The organism is Chryseobacterium pennipullorum, from assembly GCF_003384725.1.
Classification (GTDB): domain Bacteria; phylum Bacteroidota; class Bacteroidia; order Flavobacteriales; family Weeksellaceae; genus Chryseobacterium; species Chryseobacterium pennipullorum.
The window spans coordinates 136515-163379 of record NZ_QNVV01000009.1 but is presented as its reverse complement, the minus strand read 5'-3'; the positions used below and the strand labels follow the sequence as shown (position 1 = coordinate 163379).

22 protein-coding genes and 5 tRNA genes are annotated in these 26865 nt (G+C 38.3%); 17 read left to right on the top strand and 10 right to left on the bottom strand.

What is annotated here, in order from left to right; genetic code table 11:
* Positions 1–2: 2 nt before the first annotated feature.
* The 5 genes from DRF67_RS11935 (at position 3) to DRF67_RS11915 (ending at position 6101) form a co-directional block, all read left to right on the top strand.
* Positions 3–1451: a SusD/RagB family nutrient-binding outer membrane lipoprotein gene (locus DRF67_RS11935; RefSeq protein WP_115928525.1), complete on the top strand. Its 1449-nt coding sequence runs from the start codon at positions 3–5 to the stop codon at positions 1449–1451.
* A 37-nt stretch (positions 1452–1488) separates the two neighbouring features.
* A complete protein-coding gene (locus tag DRF67_RS11930; protein ID WP_115928524.1) occupies positions 1489–3072 on the top strand; it encodes a calcineurin-like phosphoesterase C-terminal domain-containing protein in 1584 nt (527 codons plus the stop codon).
* 290 nt (positions 3073–3362) lie between these two features.
* A complete protein-coding gene (locus tag DRF67_RS11925) occupies positions 3363–4076 on the top strand; it encodes a 3-ketoacyl-ACP reductase (protein WP_115928523.1) in 714 nt (237 codons plus the stop codon).
* A 307-nt stretch (positions 4077–4383) separates the two neighbouring features.
* Positions 4384–5211: a 50S ribosomal protein L11 methyltransferase gene (gene prmA, locus DRF67_RS11920; RefSeq protein ID WP_115928522.1), complete on the top strand. Its 828-nt coding sequence runs from the start codon at positions 4384–4386 to the stop codon at positions 5209–5211.
* Between the two features lie 257 nt (positions 5212–5468).
* Positions 5469–6101: an MgtC/SapB family protein gene (locus tag DRF67_RS11915; RefSeq protein WP_115928521.1), complete on the top strand. Its 633-nt coding sequence runs from the start codon at positions 5469–5471 to the stop codon at positions 6099–6101.
* A 413-nt stretch (positions 6102–6514) separates the two neighbouring features.
* Here the strand turns inward: DRF67_RS11915 and DRF67_RS11905 are convergent.
* Positions 6515–6588, bottom strand: a tRNA-Arg gene (locus DRF67_RS11905).
* A 14-nt stretch (positions 6589–6602) separates the two neighbouring features.
* A tRNA-Pro gene (locus DRF67_RS11900) sits at positions 6603–6677 on the bottom strand.
* Positions 6678–7114: 437 nt separating this feature from the next.
* Here DRF67_RS11900 and DRF67_RS11895 point away from each other — a divergent pair.
* The 5 genes from DRF67_RS11895 (at position 7115) to DRF67_RS11865 (ending at position 12439) form a co-directional block, all read left to right on the top strand.
* Positions 7115–7636: a thermonuclease family protein gene (locus DRF67_RS11895; RefSeq protein ID WP_115928519.1), complete on the top strand. Its 522-nt coding sequence runs from the start codon at positions 7115–7117 to the stop codon at positions 7634–7636.
* Positions 7637–8067: 431 nt separating this feature from the next.
* Entirely contained in the window at positions 8068–9003 is a 936-nt protein-coding gene (locus DRF67_RS11890; RefSeq protein ID WP_115928518.1) for an NAD-dependent epimerase/dehydratase family protein, read from the top strand.
* Between the two features lie 245 nt (positions 9004–9248).
* Positions 9249–9845 carry a Crp/Fnr family transcriptional regulator gene (locus tag DRF67_RS11885; protein ID WP_115928517.1) on the top strand — a complete coding sequence of 199 codons (597 nt, stop codon included), beginning with the start codon at positions 9249–9251 and terminating at the stop codon, positions 9843–9845.
* Between the two features lie 1090 nt (positions 9846–10935).
* A complete protein-coding gene (locus DRF67_RS21350; RefSeq protein ID WP_123912738.1) occupies positions 10936–11733 on the top strand; it encodes a KGG domain-containing protein in 798 nt (265 codons plus the stop codon).
* A 73-nt stretch (positions 11734–11806) separates the two neighbouring features.
* Positions 11807–12439 (top strand): YciE/YciF ferroxidase family protein, encoded by a 633-nt coding sequence (locus DRF67_RS11865; RefSeq protein WP_228435793.1) that lies wholly within the window; start codon positions 11807–11809, stop codon positions 12437–12439.
* 173 nt (positions 12440–12612) lie between these two features.
* Here DRF67_RS11865 and DRF67_RS11860 read toward each other — a convergent pair whose 3' ends face one another.
* From DRF67_RS11860 to DRF67_RS11840, 5 genes are all read right to left on the bottom strand, one after another.
* On the bottom strand, positions 12613–13611 hold the full coding sequence (locus DRF67_RS11860; RefSeq protein ID WP_115928513.1) for an SDR family oxidoreductase: 999 nt from the start codon (positions 13609–13611) through the stop codon (positions 12613–12615).
* Positions 13612–13640: 29 nt separating this feature from the next.
* Complete coding sequence (locus tag DRF67_RS11855) at positions 13641–14114, bottom strand: PA2169 family four-helix-bundle protein (protein WP_115928512.1); 474 nt, start codon at positions 14112–14114, stop codon at positions 13641–13643.
* A 387-nt stretch (positions 14115–14501) separates the two neighbouring features.
* Positions 14502–14575: transfer RNA gene (locus DRF67_RS11850), tRNA-Arg, on the bottom strand.
* Between the two features lie 42 nt (positions 14576–14617).
* Positions 14618–14692 (bottom strand) — tRNA-Pro (locus tag DRF67_RS11845).
* Between the two features lie 14 nt (positions 14693–14706).
* Positions 14707–14791 (bottom strand) — tRNA-Ser (locus tag DRF67_RS11840).
* Positions 14792–14926: 135 nt separating this feature from the next.
* Between DRF67_RS11840 and DRF67_RS11835 the strand changes: the two genes are divergently transcribed.
* The 4 genes from DRF67_RS11835 to DRF67_RS11820 all read left to right on the top strand — a co-directional run bounded on the left by DRF67_RS11835 (position 14927) and on the right by DRF67_RS11820 (position 19493).
* On the top strand, positions 14927–15952 hold the full coding sequence (locus DRF67_RS11835; protein WP_115928511.1) for an N-acetylmuramoyl-L-alanine amidase: 1026 nt from the start codon (positions 14927–14929) through the stop codon (positions 15950–15952).
* A gap of 72 nt (positions 15953–16024) precedes the next feature.
* Positions 16025–17425, top strand: a complete 1401-nt coding sequence (gene aspA / locus DRF67_RS11830; protein WP_115928510.1) for an aspartate ammonia-lyase — start codon at positions 16025–16027, stop codon at positions 17423–17425.
* Positions 17426–17499: 74 nt separating this feature from the next.
* Positions 17500–18354: a glycosyltransferase gene (locus DRF67_RS11825; protein ID WP_115928509.1), complete on the top strand. Its 855-nt coding sequence runs from the start codon at positions 17500–17502 to the stop codon at positions 18352–18354.
* An 83-nt stretch (positions 18355–18437) separates the two neighbouring features.
* Entirely contained in the window at positions 18438–19493 is a 1056-nt protein-coding gene (locus DRF67_RS11820) for a hypothetical protein (protein WP_115928508.1), read from the top strand.
* Positions 19494–19516: 23 nt separating this feature from the next.
* Here DRF67_RS11820 and DRF67_RS11815 read toward each other — a convergent pair whose 3' ends face one another.
* The 3 genes from DRF67_RS11815 to DRF67_RS11805 form a co-directional block, all read right to left on the bottom strand.
* On the bottom strand, positions 19517–20995 hold the full coding sequence (locus tag DRF67_RS11815) for a lipopolysaccharide biosynthesis protein (RefSeq protein ID WP_115928507.1): 1479 nt from the start codon (positions 20993–20995) through the stop codon (positions 19517–19519).
* A gap of 9 nt (positions 20996–21004) precedes the next feature.
* Positions 21005–21799: an FkbM family methyltransferase gene (locus DRF67_RS11810; RefSeq protein WP_115928506.1), complete on the bottom strand. Its 795-nt coding sequence runs from the start codon at positions 21797–21799 to the stop codon at positions 21005–21007.
* Positions 21800–22035: 236 nt separating this feature from the next.
* On the bottom strand, positions 22036–22707 hold the full coding sequence (locus tag DRF67_RS11805) for a DUF2461 domain-containing protein (protein WP_115928505.1): 672 nt from the start codon (positions 22705–22707) through the stop codon (positions 22036–22038).
* A gap of 391 nt (positions 22708–23098) precedes the next feature.
* Here DRF67_RS11805 and DRF67_RS11800 point away from each other — a divergent pair, with 391 nt between their 5' ends.
* The 3 genes from DRF67_RS11800 to DRF67_RS11790 all read left to right on the top strand — a co-directional run bounded on the left by DRF67_RS11800 (position 23099) and on the right by DRF67_RS11790 (position 26742).
* Positions 23099–24796 (top strand): DEAD/DEAH box helicase, encoded by a 1698-nt coding sequence (locus DRF67_RS11800; RefSeq protein WP_115928504.1) that lies wholly within the window; start codon positions 23099–23101, stop codon positions 24794–24796.
* 152 nt (positions 24797–24948) lie between these two features.
* A complete protein-coding gene (locus DRF67_RS11795; protein ID WP_115928503.1) occupies positions 24949–25587 on the top strand; it encodes a DUF47 domain-containing protein in 639 nt (212 codons plus the stop codon).
* Between the two features lie 12 nt (positions 25588–25599).
* Positions 25600–26742 (top strand): inorganic phosphate transporter, encoded by a 1143-nt coding sequence (locus tag DRF67_RS11790; RefSeq protein ID WP_115928502.1) that lies wholly within the window; start codon positions 25600–25602, stop codon positions 26740–26742.
* Positions 26743–26865: the final 123 nt, after the last annotated feature.

The window sequence follows — 26865 nt, the reverse complement described above, 5'->3', positions numbered from 1 at the left end:
TCATGAAAAAAATATTTTTATCAACACTCATTGCGCTATCTGTTTTTACTTTTAATTCCTGTGAGCGAAACTTTGAAGAGATCAACACCGATACCAGCAGAATAAAAGAGCCTTCTGTAGGAAGTTTTTTGGTTCCGATTCAGTATGAAATGGGATCTTACGGATACAACAGGGCGGATGATTTCACTTTTGATATTATGCAGGTGGCGCTTGATTTTCCTAATGAAGGAGCCACAGTAAGCCGTTACTATCTTACGGAAAGCACAGGAAACGGATACTGGAATACAAGCTATAAATGGCTGAAACAGGTAAAAGAACTTAACGAGGCCGCCAAAAAAGAACAGAATAACAATTACCTGGCTATTTCAAAGGTTTTGAATGCCTGGATCATGTCAAACCTTACCGATGCATTCGGTGACGTTCCTATGACGGAAGCTTTACGGCTGGAGGAAGGTATCATGAGGCCGAAATATGATAAGCAGAAAGATATCTATATGTTCCTTTTGGATGACCTGAAGGAAGCAAATACACTTTTTGATGAGACCAAGACATTAAGTGAAGGGGATCTTTTCTTTCAGGCCAATGCAAGTACCGCCGGAATTGTAAAATGGAAAAAATTCTGTAATTCTCTTTCTTTAAGGCTTCTAACAAGGATTTTAAAAAGAAACGGAGAGGTGAATGTCAATCAGAGAATTGCCGATATCGTCAATGATCCGGTGGGTCATCCTATCTTCCAAAGTAATGCAGACGGTGTTGTTCTGGATATTTCAGGAGTTGCGCCATTGTTGCCGCCGATTGCACGGCCACAGGATTTCACAGCGTACAGGGCTTCCGGAGGTTTCTTTACACAAACTTTAGTAGATAATAATGACCCGCGGTTAAGTTTGTTTTTCACACAGGCAAAATCAATTCCTGGAAATGCCAATATTGGATATAAAGGGGCGCCTTCAGGCTACGCTCTGGGAACTGCTTTCGATTATCAGCCGTCAAATCTCAATCAGAATTTGGCAAAAGCTCCGTTGAAAATTTTAGTAATGCCCTACGCAGAACTTCAGTTTATCCTTGCAGAGCTTGCTTATAAAAAAATAATCACAGGAAGCGCCCGGACCTTTTATGAGAATGGTGTGAAAGCAACGCTTGAACAATGGGGAGCAACAGTTCCGGCCAACTACTTTGACAATCCAAAAGTAGCTTATGATGACAGCCTGGAAAGAATTATGCTCCAGAAATATGTAGCTCTTTTCTTTGTAGATCATCAGCAATGGTATGAGCAAAGAAGAACGGGGCTTCCTGTGTTGCCAAATAATGGCGGTCTGATGAATGATGCTAAAATGCCTCAAAGGATGCTATATCCGACGGTAACAAAGGTGCAGAACTATGATAATTATGTAATTGCTTCCCAAAATATGGGCGGAGACCATATCAACACCAAAATGTGGTGGAATAAGTAATGTTCAATAGAATATTTAATCTCTTAATTTTTTTAACATGAATATAAAATTTTTAATGCCGTGCTTACTGATTTCGGCAATGGCATTTTCCCAGACTTCCGTTTCAGGGTATGTCTTTGAGGATCTTAATAAAAACCAGAAGAAGGAAAACCGTGAAAAAGGAATCCAGGGTGTTGCGGTTTCCAATGGTGCACAAGTGGTCCTCACGGATAAAAGCGGAAGATATAGCCTGCCGGTTCAGGATGGGCAGACTGTTTTTGTTATTAAACCTTCCGGGTATCAGGTCGCTTTGAACGGAAACAATTTACCCCAATATTATTATCAGTACAAGCCGAAAGGTTCACCGGCAGATTTTAAATATAAAGGAACGGCTCCTACAGGTGAGCTTCCAAAAGAAGTGAATTTTGCTTTGAATAAACAAAACGAAAATAAAAATTTTGATATTTTGGTTTTCGGAGATCCACAGCCATACACGGAAAAACAATTGGATTATTTCAGAAGAGCCATTGTAAACGAAGTGAAAACTACGAAGAAAAATACAGTCTTCGGAATTACGCTGGGTGATTTGGTTGGAGACGATTTAAGTTTGCAAAAACCGTATGCAGATGTGATGAAGGAAATCGGCTTACCGTGGTACAATGTGATGGGAAATCACGATATGAACTATGAGGCGAAAGAAGATTATTTATCAGATGAAACTTTTGAAGCGACTTTCGGCCCTGCCAACTATTCTTTCAATTATGGAAATGTTCACTTTATAGTATTGGATGATATTTTATATCCCGATCCCAGAGATGGAAAAGGATATTGGGGAGGATTCCGTGAAGATCAGCTGCAGTTTATTGAAAACGATTTGAAACTGGTGGATAAAAATAAACTTATTGTTGTTTCTTTCCATATTCCGCTGGAGCATCATAATGAAGATAATTTCAGAAATTCTGACCGTCAGAAGTTATTCGATTTTCTAAGTCCGTTCCCGAATGCATTGTTATTGTCCGCTCACACCCACATACAGCAGCAGATTTTTTACGGAAAGAAAGCAGGCTGGAATGGTGCAAAAGACCTTCATGAATATAATGTAGGAACGACGTGTGGTGACTGGTGGTCGGGAACGTCGGACGAAATGGGATTGCCGACTTCTACCATGAGAGACGGAACTGCAAAGGGGTATTCTTTCATCAGTTTTACAGATAATCAGTATAAAGTGAAGTACAAAACAGCGGGGAAGCCGGAAGATTATCAGATCAAATTGTCCCTTCCTAAAGTCGTTCCTTTCCCGGCAAAAACGTCAGCAAAAATAATGGCTAATTTCTTCATGGGAAGTCAGAAGGATAAAGTTGAATACAGAATAGACAATGGGAAATGGGAAGAAATGGAATACGACGAATCCATAGACCCTAATTTTGCCCTTTCAGTATTCAAGTGGGATACTACGGAAAAGATTTTTCCAGGCAGAAGACCCTCCAATCCTGAAATGTCAAAGCATATCTGGAAGGCAGATTTTCCTAAAAAGCTATCATTGGGAAAACATAAAGTTGAGGTCAGAGCTTTTGACCGGTATGGAAATCAATTCTCTGCTTCCGAAGATTTTGACGTTCAGAACTCAGTTCAGATTCCTTAAGTCTTCTATTTTTTACTATACTTTTTTTAGATTTGAGAGCCGGTCCTTGGGATCGGCTTTACTTTTTACTTTCAGCAAAATGTCTATTGCGTAAAGTGAGTTTTAAATTATGAGATCTATTCTTCAACCACAAATGTTGGGTGTAGTGTAAGCTGACTGTATTTCATAAACATTAAAATCCAATGATTTTCGAGGATCCCAAAAGCTATTAAAAAACAATTAAATATAGATTCTTGCCGCTCTGTAAAAATGTTCTTTTGTAACTTTGTATAAAGAAAAGTATCATTACTATGAATATAAACGGAAAAAATGCCATCGTTACAGGTGGTGGAAGAGGGTTAGGTAAAGCGGTAGCATTAGCATTAGCCAATGAAGGAGTAAACGTTGCTATTACAGGAAGAAACGAGGAAAACCTTAAAAATACAGTTGATGAAATCCAGAAATTGGGGGTCAATGCAGCCTACGCGGTCTTCAGTATTGATGATGAAGCATCAGTAAAAGCAGGAATCAGCACATTAGTTGAAATGCTTGGTGGAGTGGATATCCTGGTGAACAATGCGGGAATCGGGGATTTCGGTACCATTGAAGAAATGTCTTCTGAAACCTGGGAACAGGTGATCAGAACCAATTTATTTGGGGTGTATTACGCCGCTAAAGCAGTTCATCCTTTTATGAAGGCTCAGGGTGAAGGAGATATCGTGAATGTAGCCTCCACAGCAGGGTTGAAAGGAGGTCCCAATATGTCGGCATACGCAGCGTCCAAAGCAGCAGTAGTTTCTCTGTCACAATCGATGATGGCAGAATGGAGAAAACAGAACATCCGGGTCATCACGCTGACGCCAAGCACCATTGCCTCTGATATGAGTATCCAGGGAGGACTGACAGACGGAAATCCGGATAAAGTACTTCAGCCTGAAGACTTTGCAGAATGGGTGCGTGATATTTTGAAAATGAACAGGAGAGCACTGATTGCCAATGGTTCTATCTTTTCTACCAATCCGTAGACTGCTTACCACTTACAGTTATTGCAGTTACAGTAAATGCTGTGAATTGATGGACAGCTTTTTAATAAAAGAATTCAATAGGAGCGGACTTTAGTCCGCTTTTTTTATAACATTCAGTTCCAATGGCTTGAGTCCAAACCTAAATAAAGAAGCACGATCTGAGTAATGTAATTCATGTGAGCTAAAACTTCCGAACACACAGATCTTATGCTTTCAAAAACACGAAATCTTCGGGCTTTCACCAAAACTTACCCCTGCCATTTTTTTAACAATAATAACATTAGTATTTTTGCAGCAAATTAATCACATGCAAAATTATTTAGAATTCAATTTCAAAATTTCTCCATTGCAACCCTGGAATGAGATTTTAATGGCAGAACTCATCGAAATAGGTTTTGACAGCTTTACAGAAGAAATTGACGGAATTTTAGGATATATTCAGACCGAACTGTTTCATGAAGATCAGCTTAAAGGGCTTCCAATTTTTGACAACGAAAACGTAAAGATTGAATACTCTTTCGAAGAAATGCCGAATATCAACTGGAATGAAGAATGGGAAAAGAACTTTTCACCCATTAATATTGATGATAAAGTACTGATCAGAGCAGAGTTTCATGAATCTGTTCCAGGCATGCATGAGATTATCATCCAGCCTAAAATGTCTTTCGGGACAGGACATCATCCTACCACGCACCTGATGATCCAGCAAATGATGAATATTGATTTTAATGGTAAAAAAGTATTGGATATGGGCTGTGGAACTTCTGTGCTGGCTATCTATGCAAAACAGCAGGGAGCGGGAGATACAAAAGCAATTGACATTGATGAGTGGTCCGTGGAAAATTCAAAAGAGAATGCGGTAAGAAACGGTGTCGAGCTGGATATTGAGCAGGGAACAGCAGAGAACCTTGGAAAAGAGACTTTTGATATCATCTTAGCCAATATCAACAGAAATATTCTGATTTCAGATATTCCTACTTACGTTTCCGTATTGAATGATGGAGGAAAGCTGTTGCTTTCGGGACTTTGTTTCTTTGATGTAGATGATATTCTGGAAGTATGCAGGGAAAATGGCCTTGAACTGAAAAAACAGGTACAGCGCGAAGAGTGGGTAAGTTTGTGGCTTGAAAAATAGAAAAAACAAAAACTATAGATGAAAACTTTATGGGCCACTTTATTTTTACTCACCGTGAGTGAAGAGACCATAATGAGGAAAAGGAAAAACAGATCGCTAAAACGGATCTCTGGAACACGAGTTCCTATCTAATGAAATAACAATTTTAGAAATAAATTGAACCGCTGTATTGTACGGCGGTTTTGTTTTGATATAAGGGTAAAAAGTATTTTTATAATTGAAAAAAATCAGATACATTTAATATCAAAAATTTGTCAATGAATCTGTTTGAAGATTTGCTTCCCATTTTATTTTCAGTATTTGTGGGGGGTATCATAGGAATTGAAAGGGAATATCAGCTGAAATCGGCAGGATTGAGAACCATGATCCTGGTGACCTTAGGAGCCTGTATTTTTACCATGCTCTCTATGAATTTTGGAAGCCCGGGAAGTCCGGACCGCATCGCGGCCAATATTATCACCGGAATAGGTTTTGTAGGGGCTGGCGTTATCTTTAAAGAAGACAGCAGGGTTTCGGGACTTACTACAGCTGTTACCATATGGATCTGTGCTGCGTTGGGCATGACGATAGGAGCTGGCTATTACCAGGAGGCCACCATAGGTTCCATCGTGGTATTTTTACTCCTTATAATGTTTAAATACGTTCAGACTATCATAGACAAAATAAGTGTGCGGTATACCTACCAGATCACGCTCCCGTATGAAGATGGGGTAGCGGAAAAGTACGAACAGATTTTTAAAGAACACCAATTGACATCATTCAGGTCGAAACAGGCAAGGATCGGAGATCAGTATACCATCACCTGGCGGGTACAGGGATCGGCCGAAAAACACAAAACTTGCACGGGGATTTTGCTCAACGATCAGTTGATTGAAGAATTTAGATTCTGACCATAAGAAAATAGGACTGGAAGATTCCGGTCCTATCCAAACATGATTAAGTGTATAGCTAAGCCATCACAATGGCTGCAAGGAATTCAAAGTGCACAAAAAATTTTCTTCATCCTTAATCGATGTTCCTTGGATACAATTAAACTAACTTTAATATGAGTAAGTTTTCTGCTGCAAAAATACTAAAGGCTGTTGATCATCAGGAAAAAGATAACCTGATTCCGCAAAATAGATCGGTGAAACGGATTTTTTATGCATTGAAACGTAAAGCCAAATACGTTCATCGACTGGAAAGGAGATAGTTTTCGATTTCAAATTTCTCGCCAACTTTTGTGCTTGATCCCATTTCATCTCCTCTACTTTAAACAGAGTAAAAAACAAAAAACCTCACAATAAAAATTGTGAGGCTTAAGTGAGCGCGAAAGGATTCGAACCTTTGACCGTCTGCTTAGAAGGCAGATGCTCTATCCAGCTGAGCTACGCACCCTTGAATTTTAAAAGTCGGGGCGGCAGGATTCGAACCTGCGACCTCCTGGTCCCAAACCAGGCGCGATGACCGGACTACGCTACGCCCCGAGGAGGTCATCAGTAACGAATTTTACTTCGTTTTTGCGGTTGCAAAGGTACAATACTTTTTCAAATAAAAAAATAAAATTAAGATTAATTTTCAATTAATTTTTCACGAATACTTTTCAATCGTATTTATGGAACTCAAAACCATTTACTTACATTGTCTGAAAAAATATGAAAAAAATAAATAATTTTTCTTCGTTTTTCCTTTCTTTCGGGAGTTCAAGGGCATTTAGTCAGAGAACTTCTTTTATCAGGTGTTGATCACAAAAAAGAAAAAATATTTAAATTAACCCGAATGCTATCCGGGAAGGTTGTCTTATTACGGTTTCTTTTCCGCTATATTCAAAAGTCCAAACAGGATCATTAGAAACCCTGGGGTTAAAGACTAAAATCAAAGATTTGCTGATGATTTTAACGGGTCGAATTCCTATATTTGCCGGATGAAACGATTCATGTTGTTGGGCCTTCTTTTTCCCGTTTTGTTCTTTTCACAGACCACAGGGAAGATCATCAAAATTTCAGATGGAGATACTGTAACAATCCTTTTAAAAGGGAACCGGCAGAAAAAACTGCGGCTTGCAGAGGTAGATTGTCCAGAAAATGGTCAGGCTTTTGGAAAAAATGCCAAACAGTTTACTTCAGCGCAGGTATTTGGTAAAACCGTTCATTTTATTGAAACAAAAACAGACCGCTACGGACGTTCTGTGGCCAAAGTATATTATGATAATGGCAAATACCTTTCAAAAGAGCTGATCAGAGCCGGAATGGGGTGGTGGTATTTTTCTTATTCCAAAGATGTGTCATTAGGGAAGCTGCAGAAAGCTGCTCAGAGCAAAAAGATAGGTCTTTGGCAGGATGTTCATGCTGTTGCTCCGTGGGAGTACCGCAAAATGAAGCGTGAACTCCGAAATAAAAAATATCAGGTCAACAAAAAAAATACAAATGCAAAAGCAATGATATAAGGTAAGTAGACAAATGATTATATTCTGTATTACTGATATTTCTCCTCATAATAATGGCTTAAACAAAGAGCTTACTAAACGGCTGTCAGTTTTTTCCTTCGTTGAACCTATATTAATTCTTTGCTGGAGGAGGATAATGGTATAGTCTTGGCTGTTGATTTTAAATTATTATTTGTTAGTGCTTAAGTTTGAAGCAGGTAAGCTGGTTGAGAGTAAGGATGCTTTTAATTGACTCCTGCAGGACGGGGGATTTGCTGCTATTGACCTTAACTGTGTTATAGAGTTGCTTCTGTTACTCCGGAATTATCACACTAAAAATAGAAGGTTTAAACATGAGTTAAATCTCCTTTTAAAGTGGATTTGTTCATAGGATGGCAGCAGAGAATAATTTCTGTTTGTAGCTGATACAAAATGAATAAAAATACAATACAATGCAAACAATATTAGGAGCCAACGGACAGATTGGTGAAGAGCTGGCAAGAGAGCTCAAACGGAATTTTACTTCAGATATCCGTATTGTAAGCAGGGCAGCCCAAAAGATCAATGAGACCGATGAGGTGTTCGCAGCAGATTTATCAATCCGTGAAAAGGCTGTTGAAGCAGTTAAAGGCAGTGAAATTGCCTACTTTACCTTAGGGCTTCCGATGAGCTCTGATCTTTGGGAGAAGCAGTTCCCGCTTATCCTTCACAATGTGATTGAAGCCTGCAGGATTCATGGGACTAAGTTGGTGTTTTTCGATAATACATATATGTACCCTCAGGACGGCCGCATTTTGAAGGAAAATACGACGTTTGAACCAGTGGGTAGAAAAGGGAGAGTAAGGAAGAAAATGGCAGATATGGTTTTGAAAGAAATTAAATGCGGCGGGCTGCAGGCTGTTATTTGCCGCGCGCCAGAATTTTATGGACCGGGTAAAACACAGAGCATAACCAATACATTGATCTTTAACAATATCAAAGCAGGAAAGAAGCTGAAGGTTCCACTGAGTGCTGATAAAAAGAGAAGCCTGATATGGACACCTGATGCCAGCCGTGCAACCGCATTGATTGGCAATACACCGGATACATTCGGTCAGACCTGGCATCTTCCGGTTGATAAAACGCATCCTACTTATAAAGAATTCATTCATCTCGCTTCCGGAATTTATGGCAGGGATCTCGATTATTCTGTGATTCCTAAATTTGCTTTTACCATAGGTGCTTTATTTAACAAACAGGTGAAAGAGTTGCTGGAGCTGTTGCCAAGATATGCTCATGATAATATTTTTGATGATTCAAAATTCAGAAGTAGATTTCCTGAATTTCACGTGACTTCCTATCATCAGGGAATTGACACGATTAAAAAGGAGCAGCTTTTAGAAAAATAAAATAGGTAATAAACATAAGGTCGGAGAGTCCTATTTATTGTTTAATCATAATGGTTAAATTTTATATTGTATTTATAAATTATTAAATATAGTTATTTTATGTTAAATATTTACTATTATTTATTAGTGTTTTAGTAAATTAATCTATATTTACATATAATTCTATAAGTTTTTTATAATTTATTCACTAATACCTGAGACACCTGTGAAAATCTTATATCACACCTATATTAAATACAGGTATTATGGTAATCAACGAAAGCATTTTGTATTCTGCAGGTGCGGAAATCAAAAATTACAGGCCCACGGAATTTATTTTCAAAGAAGGTGACGGATCTTACTTCTACTATCAAATCGTAAAAGGTGATGTTAAATTAAACAATTATGATCAGGACGGTAAGGAGTTTATTCAGAATATCCTTTCGGAAGGGCAAAGTTGTGGAGAATCCATTCTTTTTATTGACAAGAATTACCCTATGAATGCTGAAGCCATGACAGACTGCAGTATTCTAAAACTCTGTAAACAAAAATTTTTCAGGCTCCTGACTGAATATCCTGAAATCTACATGGATATTTGTACATGGCTTTCACAGCGTTTGTATTATAAATTTATTATGATGCAGAATATTTCCTATCAGGATGCTATTGTCAGGTTAAGAGGGCTTATGGAATATCTTAAAAGTTTTCATGATAATCATGCACCTTATTCCTTCCTTATTCCCCTTACAAGACAGCAGATGGCGAGTCTCACCGGTCTTAGGGTTGAAACTGCTATCAGAACTTTAAAAACTATGGAGCAGCAGAAAGTGGTTCAGATAAGAGACCGTAAAATTTATTTCTGAGACCTGGCACCTTTATTATATTCCATTCTGGAACGATCTTCATTCATCCTGGGTTTCTAAAATAATCACCTCCCTGCTTACTATGCCTTGATACTGAATCTTTGCTTAGGCTATTACGTAAATATAAAAATAGTTTTACCTGATTAAAAATTAAGTGGTGAGATAATGCGGATCAGGCGCAAAAGTTGGGGACCAAGCAAAAAGTTCAGTTAATAGAAAAAATAATATTGTATACTAATCACTGTTTGACTCGTAGAAATAAGATTCATCTATTGAAGGGAGATAATCTTCGATTTTAAGGTATAAGTAAAAAAATTAACCGCAGAAGGCCACAAATTTCCACAGATGTTTAAGTGTATTTTTCAGAGGTTTTTTTTCTAATCGGCTCAATCCAGTAAGAACGATGAAAAATAGTTGTAAGTAAACCTTTAACCGACCTAGGAATCAGGAGCGTTAATAAACCTTTTAAGGTTCGCCGATTCAAATAAAAAAATAAAAAATCAGAGGCAAAATTGATCTTGAATCCGTTAAAAAATTTCCAGTGTCTGAGCATGGCCATCGTATTGAGTCGAATAACAAATGTTGAATCCATGCGAGTTTGGAAATTTTAGGAGGCAAGGTCAATTTTTAGCGGATGATTCCAGTCTTGAATTTTTGTATACTTTTGCTTCAAGGCAAAAGTATAAATAGAAAAATATTCCGTTTCTCCTCCAACTTTTGTATTTGATCCTTAATGCCTGAACTACAATATCTTTTATTGATCATATTCGACGTCATATCAATGGTCTGTATAACAACTCCTGATGTGACCTTGTGGAGTATAATACCTATGGAAGAAAAATACATTAGTAATAAAATTGAAAAATTTTCTAATAATTCCATGGATATGATACCAGTCATAAAATAAAGAATATTGATCCTGTAATTTTGATCAGTCAGTGAAAATAAAATCTAAAGCCCTTTATAGAGTAAAGGGTATCATAAAAGCATTCAGCTGGTAATTCATTGAATAGAACCAAAACCATTGCTGCCTTAATACTAGTTAAAATCAGCAATACATCACTAAATATTAATTGCAAAAAATTGTAGTATGAACACTAGAAATTCAAACAACCGGAATTCAAGAAACAATTCTTCAAATGAAGGAAAATCAACTCTTGAAGAAGTTTATCAGTTAGGATACGACCATGGGTATAGCGATGCATCGGAAGATGAAGATTATGATGATGATTTCTCAGATTATGAGGATTATTTCGATGATTACGACAACGAGTATGATGATGAGTATGATGATGACGAGTATGATGACGATGAGGACTATGATGATGATGACTACGACGAGGATGATGAGGAAAATGACAGCAGAGGACGGGGTTCAAGAGGAGGAAACAGAGGATCAGGAGGTAACAATCAGGATAGGGACAGCCAGGGAAGATTTACTTCAGGAGGTAGAGGAAACTCAGGTGGCAGATCGCGTAGTGGATCACAATCGGGGTCTGGATCTGGGTCCAGATCAGGTTCGGGTTCCGGATCGGGAAGAGGAAGGTCATCGGGAAATGGTACTTCTAAAAGGGGTTTTGCATCTATGAGCAAAGCTGAACGTACCCGGATTGCACGAATGGGTGGCGAAGCTTCTCATGGCGGCGGCAGATCCTCGGGGTCAGCGTCAAATTCCGGTTCAAGATCCGGCTCTAACAATGGGAATGGTTCAGGAAGTTCAGGATCAGGTAGAGGACGAAACTCAAATTCAAGCTCTGGAAGTGGACGTGGCTCCAGTTCAAACTCACGCTCAGGAAGCGGCAGAGGATCCAATTCAGGAAGCAGTTCATCACAAAGATCTTCAGGATCCGGCAGATCCGGTTTTGGAGGAAGACGTAATAATTCATAATTTTTAATAGATTGCCTCTTTAATTTTAATTGAAGAGGTAATCTTTTCCATCTACTAAACACCACATTACATTATGGCAACAAAAACAACAGAAACCAAAACTCCGGGAACTGGAACACAGGAAACTAAAATTCCGGAAAGCAGCACTATGCCAACCTCTGAAAAGAAAATGCAGGTGGATAATGCTGTTGTAAATAAAAATGAAATGAAGAACTCTTCACTTCACAAGTTTTTCGTGAGTTCTCTTAAAGATATTTATTTTGCAGAAAATGCAATCATAGATGCACTGACAAAAATGGAAGAGGCTGCAACGACCGAAGAACTGAAGGAGGCTTTTGAAGATCACCAACTTCAGACTAAAAAACATGTAAGCCGTCTTGAAAAAGTCTTCAGATTAATTGATGAAAAACCTGAGAAAAAAGAGTGTGAAGCCATTAAAGGAATCATTAAAGAAGGTGAAGAAATTATCAAATCAACTGAAGAAGGCTCAATGACACGGGATGCAGCTTTGATTATTGCTGCTCAAAAAGTAGAGCATTATGAAATTGCGACGTATGGGGGGCTTGCTCAGTTGGCGATTACAATGGGACATGATAAGGTAGCTGACTTACTCGAAACCACATTGCAGGAGGAAGAGGATACCGATTATAATCTTACCGAAATTGCTGAAACTTTTATCAATTTTGATGCGGAACAGGAGGATTAATCCTCTTTACCATGTATAATAGCGGCCTTGTGGGATATCTCCTGCATGGTCGTTTTATTTCAGGATATGTTGATTATCAGACTTGTAAATGTATTAAAGATCAATATGTCAACAATAGCAGAACAGCTAAAGCCACTCTAAAGTGGCTTTAATGATGTGTATTTTAAGTGCGGTTAGGGTTGTCCGCTTCCTCCGGCAGAACCGTAAATCTGTCCGCTTGCAAAGCTGGCATCATTATCGGCCAGCTGAACAAATATTGAGGCGAGCTCTGCGGGTTGTCCCGGCCGGCCTAATGGCGTATCACCACCAAATTTTTCAATGTTTTCCTGGGTCTGCCCACCACTGATCTCGAGTGCTGTCCACACCGGTCCCGGGGCGACACCATTTACCCGGATTCCCTTGGGTCCGAGTTGTTTCGCCAGAGATTTTACATAGCTTGTTGTAGCTGCTTTTGTTTGAGCATAGTCATAGAGTTCAGCAGAAGGATCATAGGCTTGTACGGATGATAGGCCTATAATGCAGGAACCCGGTTTTAGATGTGGTAATGCAGCCTTAATGATCCAGAAAGGAGCATATATATTGGTTTTCATTGTCCGTTCAAATTCTTCAGTACTGATGTCGAGAATGGATGCGTGGGTTTTCTGATGTCCGGCATTATTCACTAGGATGTCTAACCCTCCAAGCTGTTGTACCGCCTGTGACACCAAGATGTTGCAGAATTTTTCATCACGCAGATCTCCGGGAATAGCAATTGCTTTCCGGCCTGCCTTTTTAATCAGTTCAATGACCTGTACAGCATCAGGTTCCTCTTCAGGAAGGTAGTTGATTGCTACATCTGCCCCTTCTCTCGCATAAGCAATAGCCGCAGCACGTCCAATCCCGGAATCTCCTCCTGTTATCAATGCTTTTCGGCCCTTTAGTCTTCCGGAGCCTATATAGCTTTCTTCACCATGATCAGGGATTGGTGTCATTTTACCTGCAAGACCGGGGAAGGGCTGAAATTGTTTTTTAAATGGAGGTTTAGGATATTTTGTCCTAGGATCTGTAAGGTCCGAAACTGTGTTGCGGGTATCTTTTTTGGTTTGCGCAAAAGCACCGGGTGCAACAGCTGCTACTGCAAAAGTTGTTGCTATTTTCCCTAATGCATTTCTTCGTGTGATTTCTTTTTCCATATGATGTAGATTTGGTGTAGCATTTCTCCTTAGCTATCCGATTGGTCTTTCTTTTTGTATTGTACAATGTTTTTAAATTGATTGTAGGAAACCTTCAGGCTGTGAAGTTGCTCAGACACAATTTTTGTGCTTTTCTCACATAGGTGGCCGCTGTTTATGGCGCTTTCATAGGCATCTATAGCTGCTTTTTCACCAAAGACCACATTTTCCAATGTGGATTCTACCAGATTTCCCATCGTAAAGGAGTTTTTAATATCAATCCAGGTCCGGTGAACTGCTCCTGCTATAGAAGGTGAGTCCTGAGGTTCCCCATTTTTCTCTGTGATCAGGTTGATCAATTCATTCCTCATAATTTTAGATTGTGAGATCATCCGGTCATATTCATCTTTTACGTCAGGATACATTTCCCATACTTTTCCTTCAACCTTTTCAAATCCCTCCATTCTGTCGTTAGTGATATGAAGCAAATCATTAAGCACTGCTATATTTTGTTCCGTTCTCATAGTATTTTGTGGTGTTTATGTTGTTATAGGGATACGGTGTTTACTTGTAAGTCAAACACAGTAATATAAAATTACTTAATCTATACTGGGTTGTTTATTACTTCAGTCATATGATGGTGAATAAAAAAACTTTATTTTCCGATAGGTATAATGTATAAAATTCTATCAGTAGAAATAATAGGTATAGACTAAAATGAGATGGTCTTCGATGTAAAGGCGAAAGTGTATGAAGTGTATAGGGAAGAAATAATTTCTTCAAAACTTTTGTATCTGATCCACAAAAGTCTGGTGTCCAGATTATTGCTTAAGAAGGGCTATGATTTCCGGGCTTATTAAATAAGGTAATTAAAAACAAAAAAACTCACAATAAAAATTGTGAGTTTTAAGTGAGCGCGAAAGGATTCGAACCTTTGACCGTCTGCTTAGAAGGCAGATGCTCTATCCAGCTGAGCTACGCACCCTTGAAGTTGATTCTCGCTTAGTTAATAAGCGCATTAAAAAAGTCGGGGCGGCAGGATTCGAACCTGCGACCTCCTGGTCCCAAACCAGGCGCGATGACCGGACTACGCTACGCCCCGAATATATAAGAGAGCGGAGGGTAAGGGATTCGAACCCTTGCGACACTTTCGCGTCGACAGTTTAGCAAACTGCTCCGTTAACCACTCCGGCAACCCTCCTTTTTGTTTATTTTTTAATGATCGTTGTTCCGTTATTGCGAGTGCAAATATAGAATAGATTTCTTTATTTACCAAATAAAATTCAAGAAAAATTTGTGTATTTTTGAAGTAATAAATCATTCAAAAACCAAACTGATGCGTAAGACATTATATATCATCGGATTAAGCACTTTTCTTTTTTCATGCACTTCCCAGCCTACTGTGAAAAAAAATACGTACAAATCGAAAAACCCCGTAGCACAGCCGAAACCGGTAGCTAAAACAACAACTTCGGAAGCTCCAAAACCGAAAATTACCAACGACCGTGGCGTCGAGTTTTTTACAACTAATATAGCAGACCCTGCGAAAAATGATAATACGGTAAGTTATGGCTCTATTGTCTCTGCAAAACCTGGTGGTTATAAAGTGGTAAAAACGTATTTTCCAGCCATAGCACAGAATTTCAGACAACGTTATTTAATATTACATTATACAGCTCTTCCCGACGATAAGTCTATTACTGTTCTTACCCAGCAGGCAGTGAGTTCACATTATCTGGTGAATAACACCGGCGATAATGAGATCTACCAGCTTGTGGATGAAAACAAACGTTCTTATCATGCAGGAGTAAGCTCGTGGAGAAACGATAAAAACCTTAACGATACTTCTATAGGAATTGAGATCGTAAATTCGGGTTATTCTACCGATGCGACAGGTAAAAGAATATTTGCCCCTTTCAGTGATGAGCAGGTAAGAAAAGTGGCGGCTCTTGCAAAAGATATTGTCACAAGATATCAGATTCCCGCTACCAATGTTCTTGCTCACGCAGATATTGCCCCGACAAGAAAACAAGATCCTGGTCCTATGTTCCCGTGGAAGAAGCTGTACGACGAATATCAGATCGGAATGTGGTATGATGAGATGACCAAACAGAATTTCTTCAGTATCGCACAGGCTGATTTTACTACACGATACATTGATCCTACATTTATTTTCCAGGTACAGACTGCCTTGCTGAAGTTCGGTTACGGTATAGACCTAAGTGGAAAATGGGATGATGCCACCAAGAAAACAATTGAGGCCTTCCAGTACCATTACCGTCCGCAGAATTATGACGGAATTATGGATGCCGAAACATGGGCAATACTGCAGGCTCTGAACCAAAAATATTCAGTAAAATAATTCAAATTAAAGCGCATCGGTTAGATGCGTTTTTGCTATCTTTAAACGATCAAAAACAGTAAAATATCTGTAATGGAAAATTTCAGAAAAGAAAGTGATCTATTGGGCGAATTGAACGTGCCATTAGATGCTTATTATGGGGTTCAGACACAACGAGCTATCGACAACTTCAAAATTTCAGGACAGCTTTTGTCTTCTTACCCGGATTTTATCAAAGGCCTGGCTTTTGTAAAAAAAGCGGCTGCAAAAACCAACTATGAATTGGGTCTTCTGGATGAAAACCTGTATTTTAAAATAGCAGAGGCGTGTGATGAAATTGTAGAAGGGAAATATCATGACCAGTTTCCGGTAGACATGATTCAGGGGGGAGCAGGAACTTCCATCAACATGAATGCGAATGAAGTGATCGCCAATATCGTGTTGGAAAAATTGGGGAAAAATAAAGGAGAATACGAATTCTGTTCGCCTAACGACCATATCAACCTTTCACAGTCTACCAATGATGCCTACCCTACAGCAATCAAAATGGGATTGCTACAAATGAATACCGGTCTGGTAGAAAAGCTTGAAAAAATAATCGCAGCTTTCCGCGCAAAAGGACAGGAGTTTCAGGATGTTATAAAAATGGGACGTACACAGCTTCAGGATGCTGTACCAATGACCTTGGGGCAGGAATTTGAAGCCTATGCAGCAACGTTGGAAGAAGATATTTCCAAGCTGAATAATAATGCCGGTCTTTTCGTAGAAGTGAATATGGGGGCAACAGCTATTGGAACAGGATTAAATGCTCCGGTTGGATATGCAACCCTTTGTGCTAAAAATTTAGCTCAGATTACAGGTTTTCCAATCGTTTCTGCACCAGATCTTGTGGAGGCTACCCCGGATACGGGATCTTATGTGATCTACTCTTCAGCAATGAAGCGTCTTGCAGTGAAGCTTTCAAAGATCTGCAACGATTTAAGATTACTTTCATCAGGACCGAGAGCCGGTCTGTTTGAAATCAATCTGCCACCTATGCAGCCGGGATCTTCTATTATGCCAGGTAAGGTGAATCCGGTCATTCCGGAGGTAGTGAACCAGGTATGCTTTAAAGTAATTGGAAATGACCTTACCGTAACTTTTGCAGCAGAAGCAGGACAGCTGCAGCTTAATGTAATGGAGCCGGTACTTTCCCATGCGATCATGGAAAATATCAACTTCCTCTGCAACGCCCTGGATACCCTTCGTGATAAATGTGTGGTAGGGATTACAGCCAATAAAGAAGTCTGCCTGAATATGGTAAAACACAGTATTGGTATTGTAACGGCACTTAATCCGTATATCGGGTATAAGCAGTCGACGCAGATCGCGAAGGAAGCTTTGGAAACAGGAAAAAGCGTTTACAATCTTGTTCTGGAAAAAGGAATTCTTTCCCAGGAAAAGCTAGACGAGATTCTGGATCCAAAAAATATGCTGAAGCCGCATAACAAATAATACAATAAATAATAAGTGATAAATGGTGTTTGTCATCATTTATCACTTATCATTCATCACCTATAAATTACTCCGTGAGGTTTTTAATTATTATTCCTGCCCACAACGAAGAGCAGAACCTCTCATTCACTCTGGATTCCTTACAGCAGCAAAGTAGTAAGGATTTTAAAGTGGTAGTCGTTAATGACGGTTCCATAGACAGTACGCCTGATGTTGTCAGAAAATATACTGCAGCTGATCCCCGTTTTGAAACCATTAATCTTCAAAAATCAGAACATCAGCCCGGTTCAAAGGTGGTTCATGCCTTTAAAAAAGGGTTGCAAACACAATCAATAGAGGAATTTGAGATCATTTGTAAATTCGATGCTGATATTATTCTTCCCCAAAACTATCTGGAAGCTGTGGAAAAAGCTTTTATCAGTAATCCTGATTATGGATTGGTAGGAGGCTTACTGTATGTAGAAAAAGAAGGGAACTGGGTCTATGAAGGAAATTCCAATAAGCACCACGTAAGAGGACCCATGAAAGCGTACCGAAGAGAATGCTTTGTTCAGATGGGCGGACTAAGGGAAACATTGGGATGGGATAATATTGATTCTATTTTGTTAGAACATTTAGGATGGAAAGAAATCGTCTTGCCCAAGCTTCATGTAAAACTTATTAAAGTAAAAGGAGCCGATTATACGATAAGACCAGCCGATTATTATGGTCGTTATTTCTATTTTCTAGGATTAAACAGATTTCTGGCCTATATTGCCTCCTCAAAAGAAGCAATGAAAAGCAAATCACCATCATTTTTCTTTGATATTGTGAAATCCTATGAAAGTTGTAAGTCAAAAAAACTGGAGCTTAAAATTTCAAAGGAAGAGCAAAAAGCTGTTAATGATCAGCGTTGGAGAATGCTGAAGAAGAAATGGCTGAAAATGTGATAGAAATGGGTTTCAACCGATTTAACAAAAAATAAAAACTCAATTGGCTTTAGCCAAAACCTAAAAACAATTCCAATCAGTTAGTGAAAAAAATAGCTTACATTGAAATAGACACCCATGTAGAAATTGCCCAGGCTTTCATGAATATCATGGAGGGATCTCAGCACTTTGCGGTAGACTATTATTTTTCAAAAAAAATCAAAGATCAGGTCATCATCAATGATCAGACGGTTTATCTTTCAGACAGTTCAATGATTTCAGAGCAGTTAAAGGCTAAAGAATATGATCTTGTCCTGATCGGAACCGTCCATCGGTTTTTCAATACCTTTTTGGCAATCACGGAAAAATGCAGGACTGCAGTCATTTCCCACAATCTTAATTTTACAAAAGCCTCAAAATGGGATTTGATGAAAAGTGTTTTCAAAGAAGATCTGATATACAGGCTGAAGCTTTGGTGGAAAGAAGGATTGTTCTATGCTCCTGAAGTCTATCGGAAATCCGGATCATTACTGGTGCTGGATCAGGGTATGTCTTCAGAAAGGCATCTTTTTTTACCGCTTTTTTTTACACAAAATTTTGAAAAGGCTGAAAACAAAAGTCTGACCATCGTCATTCCCGGTGGAGTGTCTCAGAAAAGGCGGGATTATGTCCATATTGTAAAAACTATCGGGAATATGCGGGATGCAGGGCATTATACCTTTGTATTTCTTGGGAAGGCAAAAGATCATGAACTAAAACATCTTAAACATTTATCAGCACAGCTCCCCCGTAATATTCAGATCATTTATTTCTCAGAAAGAGTTCCTGCAAAGGATTTTGAAAGCTGGATGCAGAAAGCTGATGTTTTATGGTGTCCTATTCAACAGGAAACAGAATTTTTCAGTATGAAAGAGGTCTATGGAATTACCAAGATGACCGGAAACCTGGGAGATGCCATTGCATATGGAAAACTGGCCATCTTTCCCCCAAGCTATCCATCTGAGCTTGCATGGATAGTCCCCGAAAAAAATATTCCTCATCAGTTCAGAGAAATTTCAGAGCTTCAGGTTGATTTCCATACAACCTACTGCAAAGAAGAAGTTCAAAAAAGAGCAGAAGCAGTGTTGAGCCACCTTTCAGGGATTGAAAATCCAGGCTAATATCGGATTTACCTTTTTTCGTTCTACTTAATCTTAAAAACGCTTTTGATGAATTTTGCGTTCAGATAGTTTTCTATCGGAAATACTTTGGTAAAATAGTTCCCGATATAGATAAGGATTAAGACAACAGTTGGTTTATAGATCAGATTGATAAAATTGCTGTCAAAGGTTGGCAGAACGATCGCTACTGTAATGGCGAGTGTACAGATAATCGAAACAAAAATCATTTCAATGGTGAGTGGCGAGACCTTAAATACGATATAATTGAAAACAATCTTTACTACATTGTAGATGATCAAAGAGATTGCGGTGGATAAAGCAATTCCTATCAGTTTCAGATCCGTGTTTTTAATGAAATAATAATTTAGCCCTATCGTAAGACCTGCCAGTAAAAGCATCACCAGAATGTTGAATCTGTAATGCTTTGAAAGTGAAATAATATTGCCATTGAACCCGGTCGCAAGATCGATTAAAACCGCTGATCCCCAGATCCATACCACAGGCTCATATTCTCTCAGCATCGTTCCGTTTTTAGGCATGAATTGCGTAAGATAGGGAAACCCTACCATGATGCATGAAAATAATACGGCTCCCAGGAAATATAGGGACAAAGAAGTCTTCTTATGAAACCTGTCCAGTTCTACCATATCTCCGTCTGCCAGGGTTTTATTGATTATAGGTGCTGAAATATTAAATAATCCCAGCTGAGGAATAGAAATCAATGAAATCAAAGCATAAAGAACCGAGTAGATCCCTACTTCTTCCATCCCCATAAATTCTCCGATCATAAAGCTGTTGATGGCCAGATAATTTCCGAAAGTTCCCAGAAAGCCAAAAAAGCTGTAGTTGAAAAAATCTTTCCAGAAATCGTTTTTCTTAAAATAATCGGTAGTAAAATCCAGCTGAATTTTTTCAAGCTTATTGGTGTAGTAGATGTACCCGAAAAGCATCAAGGCAAAAACTCCAAAAAAGAAAGCAAACGCTACCTTCTGGGAAAATGCAAAATAGAAAAAAAGACAGAAAGCCCCAAGATTGGCTATTTTGGGGAATAGATTATCAAAGATATTGGAAACAACTATTCTTTTATAATTGGAGGTGTATTTGTTGAAAATAGCACAAAACGAAAGAATTAATATCAATGGAAGAATCATTTCTTTGATTTTCCAGGCTTCTGAATGTCTGAACTTCGGATAAAAATAAGGCAGTACAAAAAAGACCGCCGAAAAAATGATGAAATTAATAAAAACCGTGAGCAGGGAGAGAGAAAGCATATTTTGCTTTTTGCCATCTTTTTCTACGCTATGAAAAAACTTTACGTTCGAGTAGGAGATACCCAATACAACAAAAGGAACCAGCATTTCAGCAGTAGGCAGAATGTAGCGGAGTTTTCCATAAAATTCAAAATCATTCGGAAAAATGAATATTGCAGAAACTGTGCCCAGCAAAAAACCAATATAACCGATAATGGAATATTTGAAGCCTTGTCTCGCTACTACACTCATAAAGTTGTTTTAAGGTTTTTTAGGTATAAAAATTATATTGTTGATGTACTGAGTTTTATTTTTTTCGTCATTTGTATTTTGTGAGATGATATCTTCCGTTAATGCTTCCAGGGTAAAGCTGTTTCTGTTAAGGTATTTCACTTCATATCCCCAGCTTTTTACTTCTGAAATATCGGTCCATATTGGTGTTTGGTGGTGTCTTTGTTCCATTTCGACCATTAAGGTCGGCAGGAACTGTCTGATGGTTTCTTTAGCTCCCAAAAGAGTTTTTATTTCATTACCTTCTACGTCAATCTTGATAAAATCAAGCGTATTGAACTGCTCTTTGGCTGCCCAGTCGTCCAGCTTGATCACTTGTACCGTTTCAGTATAGCTTTTTTCTTCTCCTTTTTCCTTGTAAGAAGTGTTGAGCGTGCCACGTGATGCGATCATTTTTCCGTTAATAACCGGAACTTTGAATTCTGCCGTTCTGTTTTCGTCAGATAGGGCCAAAGGAAGGACACGCATTTGAGGAAATAGCCTCTTCAGACGGGTGTATAGCTTTTTATTAGGTTCAAACGCATAAATATGCCCGTGATCCAGCTTATTTTGCAGTTGATAGAGAAAGGTTCCCACATTCGCACCAATGTCCAGAATTACGGCATCTTCAGAAAGATATTCTTTGATCCATACCAATTCCGGCTCTACATTTCGTTCCGAAAAATTATCTTTATTAAGATTGTTTAAGTTCTTAAAATATCTTTTTTTGTAGAAACTCGGACTTATATATTGTAGTTTTTCTGCAATTTTTTGGTATAAAGACATCCCTTGATATTTGACGAATAGCAAAGATAAACAAAAATGTAAAACTTATCTTAAAAAATGTTAAATATAATAGGTTGATTGTCAGAGTCAGACTTTATGACTTTGTCTTACAAGGTGCTAATACTACAATACGGGTCACCTGCCACAGGGATCTATACAGGAGTGGTAGTGGTTATTTTCATGCCGGAAAAGTTTGAAACACTCATCGCCTGCTAACAGAAGATAAAACCAATGATTTACTGAGCTGAGAAAGGCGTGTTGAGGAAGTCATTCAAAGGCTTCATCAGTTTAAATACCTTGGTCATATTGTTTACAGCGTTTTTGTCAAGAACATCCTCGTCTTTGATGGGGTAGACCACGATGAAATTTTTAAGTTTCAGATATTCAGCCATAGGATCTTCCTTTTCGAAGCCTTGGGGAACTTTTTTAAGTTTATCGTCCTGGTCGAGCTGAGGAAAATGTTTTTTGAAATCTTTTTGATTTAAAACACGGAGAAAATCATCACCATATAATGATATCTCCTTTCGTACTTCTTTTAATACAGAGGGCTCCGGCATATAAATTCCACCGGCAAGAAAAGATTTTCCAGGTTCCATGTGCAGGTAATATCCGCCTTTCTGGTTTCCCTTCCCCATGCCCAATGAAGCACCGAAGTTGGTTTTGTATGGTGATTTGTCCTTTGAGAACCGCGTATCCCGGTAAATCCTGAATAATGCCTTTTTACTGTCTATTTTAGCGAGTTCCTGATCAAAACCTGACATTTCCTTAATGAGGTCATCCAGAAAAGCAACGATATTTCCTTGTGATTCTGTATACAGGTTTTTGTTTTCATTGAACCACTCGCGGTTGTTATTTTTACTTAACTTTTCTAAAAAATCAAATGTTTTGGATGAAATAGCTGCTGGCATATTTTGTGGGTGGTATTAAAGTTGATTATATGGGTTGTGATCCTTTATTCAGACTGTATATTATTCATTATGAATACGCTATAGCGTTGATGTGAATGCAGTTTCTTATCATTCAAATGTAGTGAATAAGATGTGAAAGCAAAAAAGAAAATTTTATGTTTTGTTGGTTTATTTTTAATAATTCATCAATAACACAGAAAAAATTAATCCAATTTAATAAAAAAAAATATTGCTTAACAGTTTATTAATACATGGGGTGTTTTTTTGGATTATATTTTTTAAATATTAAAAAAATATTAAAGGATTGTGAATTTAAGATTGTATATTTAAAACTTTATTCAAAAACAAGTCAAATATTTATTGTATCTTTGCAAAAATTTTAAAATAGTTAATGAATTTATTTACGGAAACCAATTTAAGTCCTGATATTCTTAAGGCGATTGGCGAACTGGGCTACGAAAGCCCAACAGAAATCCAAAAACAGACTATCCCTTTTATTCTTTCAGATATTCGCGATCTAATCGCACTTGCGCAGACAGGGACAGGCAAAACAGCAGCGTTTTCGCTTCCGATTTTGGATATGATTGACGATACGAGTCGCAAAATCCAATTATTGGTGCTTTGTCCGACACGGGAATTATGTCTTCAGATTTCTAAAGACATAAAGAACTACTCTAAGTACATGAAAGACATCAAAACTACTGCGGTTTATGGTGGAAGTAGTATTGTAGACCAGATGAGATCTTTGAAGGATAAGCCACAGATCATTGTGGGTACTCCGGGAAGAGTAATTGATCTTATCAACAGAAAGGCACTTGACTTTTCTGCCATTCATTGGTTAGTATTAGACGAAGCTGATGAAATGCTTTCAATGGGATTCAAAGACGAATTGGAAACCATTCTAAGCGAAACTCCGGAAACAAAACAAACGTTCCTTTTCTCGGCTACGATGAACAAGGAGGTGGAAAGAATTTCCAAAAATTACCTTACAAAACCTCACCGTATTTCAGTAGGTTCTATCAACGAAGTGAAGAAGAACATTACGCATGAATATTACGTAGTAGGGTACCGTCAGAAAAAAGAAGCGTTGAAGAGATTGATCGACGCCAATCCTAACCAGTATTCTATTATCTTCTGCAGAACCAGAATGGAAACTCAGGAGGTTGCAGACTTCCTGATGCAGAATGGTTATGCAGCAGACGCACTTCACGGAGATCTGTCTCAGGCACAAAGAGATACAGTAATGAAGAAATTCAGATTGAAAAACATTGATATCCTTGTAGCAACAGACGTTGCCGCAAGAGGATTGGATGTAAACTCTCTGACTCACGTTATCCATTTTTCTTTACCTGATGATCCTGAAGTATTCGTTCACAGAAGCGGAAGAACAGGTAGAGCAGGGAAGGACGGTATTTCTATGGCTTTAATAAAGCCTGAAGAAAGCAGAAAACTAAAGCAGATTAAATCTGCAACAAAAATTGAAATCAACGAAAAGTTCATCCCTACAGGTGATGATATCATTAAAGCTCAGGTAGGAGGAGTATTCGAGAAATTATTGACCGAACACGAAGACCTTTTTGAATTTGATGACAGTTTGATTCCGGATCTGAGCAATTTCACGAAAGAAGAGCTTGTCCATCAGTTACTACAGTTCCAGTTGAAAGATCTTGCCTTGTATTACAAGGATAAACATGATCTTGCTGAGCAGAAACTAAGCAGCAGAGATGATGACTACTCAAGAAGAGATCGTGGACGTGACCGTGACAGAGACAGAGGACGCGATAGAGACAGAGATCGTGGAAGAGACAGAGACCGTGGCGGAAAACCAAGAAGAAGAGATGAAAACATGGTTAGATTCTTCTTTAATCTTGGAAAAAAAGATCATCTGAAGAAACTTGATGTTTTAGATATCATCAACAAAGCAACTGCTGATGGAAAAAGTAAGAAAAGAGCTGAAATCGGTGATATCGAAATTTTAGAGAAATTCTCTTTCTTCGAAGTTGAAAAATCGTTTAAAGACAATGTCCTTAGTAATATTCAGTCGATGAAGTTCAAAGGAAAAGATATGAGAGCTGAAGTAGCAAACTAATCTCTCTTTTATACCCTATAAAACCGGCAGTAATGTCGGTTTTTTTATTTGATTATCAGGGGTTAACCTAATGTTAACAAAACTTAATGTTATATAGTTTCACGTGCGGTGCTTTTTTAGGAAATTTGCACACGAATTATAAATACTAAAAAATGGGAATTGGTAATATTTTCCACGCTTTTCAACCAAAAGATAAAATCTTCTTTGTACTTTTTGAAAAAGTAACTGAAAATCTAGTTGCAATGTCTGAAGAATTCAATGCAGGAATCAAGGATTTCGATCTTAATGACGATTCTATGTTGAAGAAAATGAGCGACTACGAGCATAAAAATGATGAGCTGACTCACGAAATTTTCGTGGAATTGGGGAAAAACTTCATTACTCCTTTTGATCGCGAAGATATTCACACTCTGGCAACAGGATTAGATGATATTGCTGATTATATCTACGCCTCCACAAAATATATTTTCTTATACAAATCACCTGAGATGAAGGCCTATTCAGACTTCTCTCTATTGATCCATAAAGCATGTCTTGAAATCCAGAATGCAATGAAGAACCTTAAAGGGTTTAAAAATATGGAACAGGTGAAAGAAGCTTGTATTAAGGTGAACTCTATTGAAAATATTGCTGATGACCTGCTTTCCAATTCAATGGTAGAATTATTTGAAACAAATGATGCCATTAATATCATTAAGGTTTCATCTGTATTGAACTATCTTGAAATCGTAACAGACAAAGCAGAAGATGTTGCCAATACGATTGAGAACATCATGATTAAATACGCCTAATACATAGCAAAAATGGAATTTCCGATTTTACTTATAGTTATTATTGCGCTGGCTCTGATCTTCGATTATATCAATGGTTTCCATGATGCTGCCAACTCAATTGCAACTATAGTTTCTACAAAAGTTTTAACTCCATTCCAGGCTGTACTTTGGGCGGCGCTTTGGAACTTTGCCGCTTTCTTTATTGCTGCTTATATCATTGGAGAATTTAAAATTGGTAATACAATTGCCAAAACCGTTAACGAGAATTTTATCACCCTTGAGGTCATATTTTCCGGCCTTATCGCCGCGATTGCGTGGAACCTTCTGACATGGTGGTTCGGGATCCCTTCATCATCATCACATACGCTGATCGGAGGTTTTTTGGGAGCAGCATTAATGCATGCGTTCATGTTAGATTATCATGATGTAGCAGCTGCACAACCGGAATTAGGTTTCTGGGAGACCGCTAAAGAAGCTTTCCGTCAGGTAACCCATCAGAGCGTTGTAAAGTTTGATAAAGTAATTCCTATCTTCCTGTTCATTTTCATGGCACCGATTATAGGGATGATTATTTCCATCATCATTACCCTGATTATTGTACACCTTTATAAGAAGTCCAATCCGCATAAAGCAGATAAGTCTTTCAAAAGATTGCAGCTGGCTTCATCAGCCCTCTTTAGTTTGGGACATGGTTTGAATGATGCTCAGAAAGTAATGGGAATCATTGGAGCAGCGGTAATCTATTATCACGTAAACATGCTTCAGGATGCACAGTATTTGAATATTCCTTCTGCAGGACGTTTTGATTACTTTGCGCAACACTATATTTGGGTTCCTTTGGTTTCGTTTATTGCAATTGCTTTAGGAACAATGAGCGGTGGTTGGAAAATCATCAAAACAATGGGTACCAAAATTACAAAAGTGACTTCATTAGAAGGAGTAAGTGCTGAGACAGCTGGTGCGATTACTTTATTCATCACAGATCACTTTGGTATTCCTGTATCTACTACGCATACCATCACCGGATCTATCATCGGGGTTGGATTGACCAAAAGAATTTCTGCTGTTAGGTGGGGGATTACGGTAAGCTTATTATGGGCTTGGGTGTTGACTATTCCAATTTCAGCGATCGTAGCAGGAATCACTTATCTTGTGGTTACCTTCCTTTCTTAAAAAAAGAAAATTATACGTACTATATCAACTTTGCCCAACGGGCAAAGTTTTTTTTTGAAATTAAGTAGTAAACAGAAATTCCTTCATTTATGATTTTAATAACAGCTTTGTTTTAATAAAAAG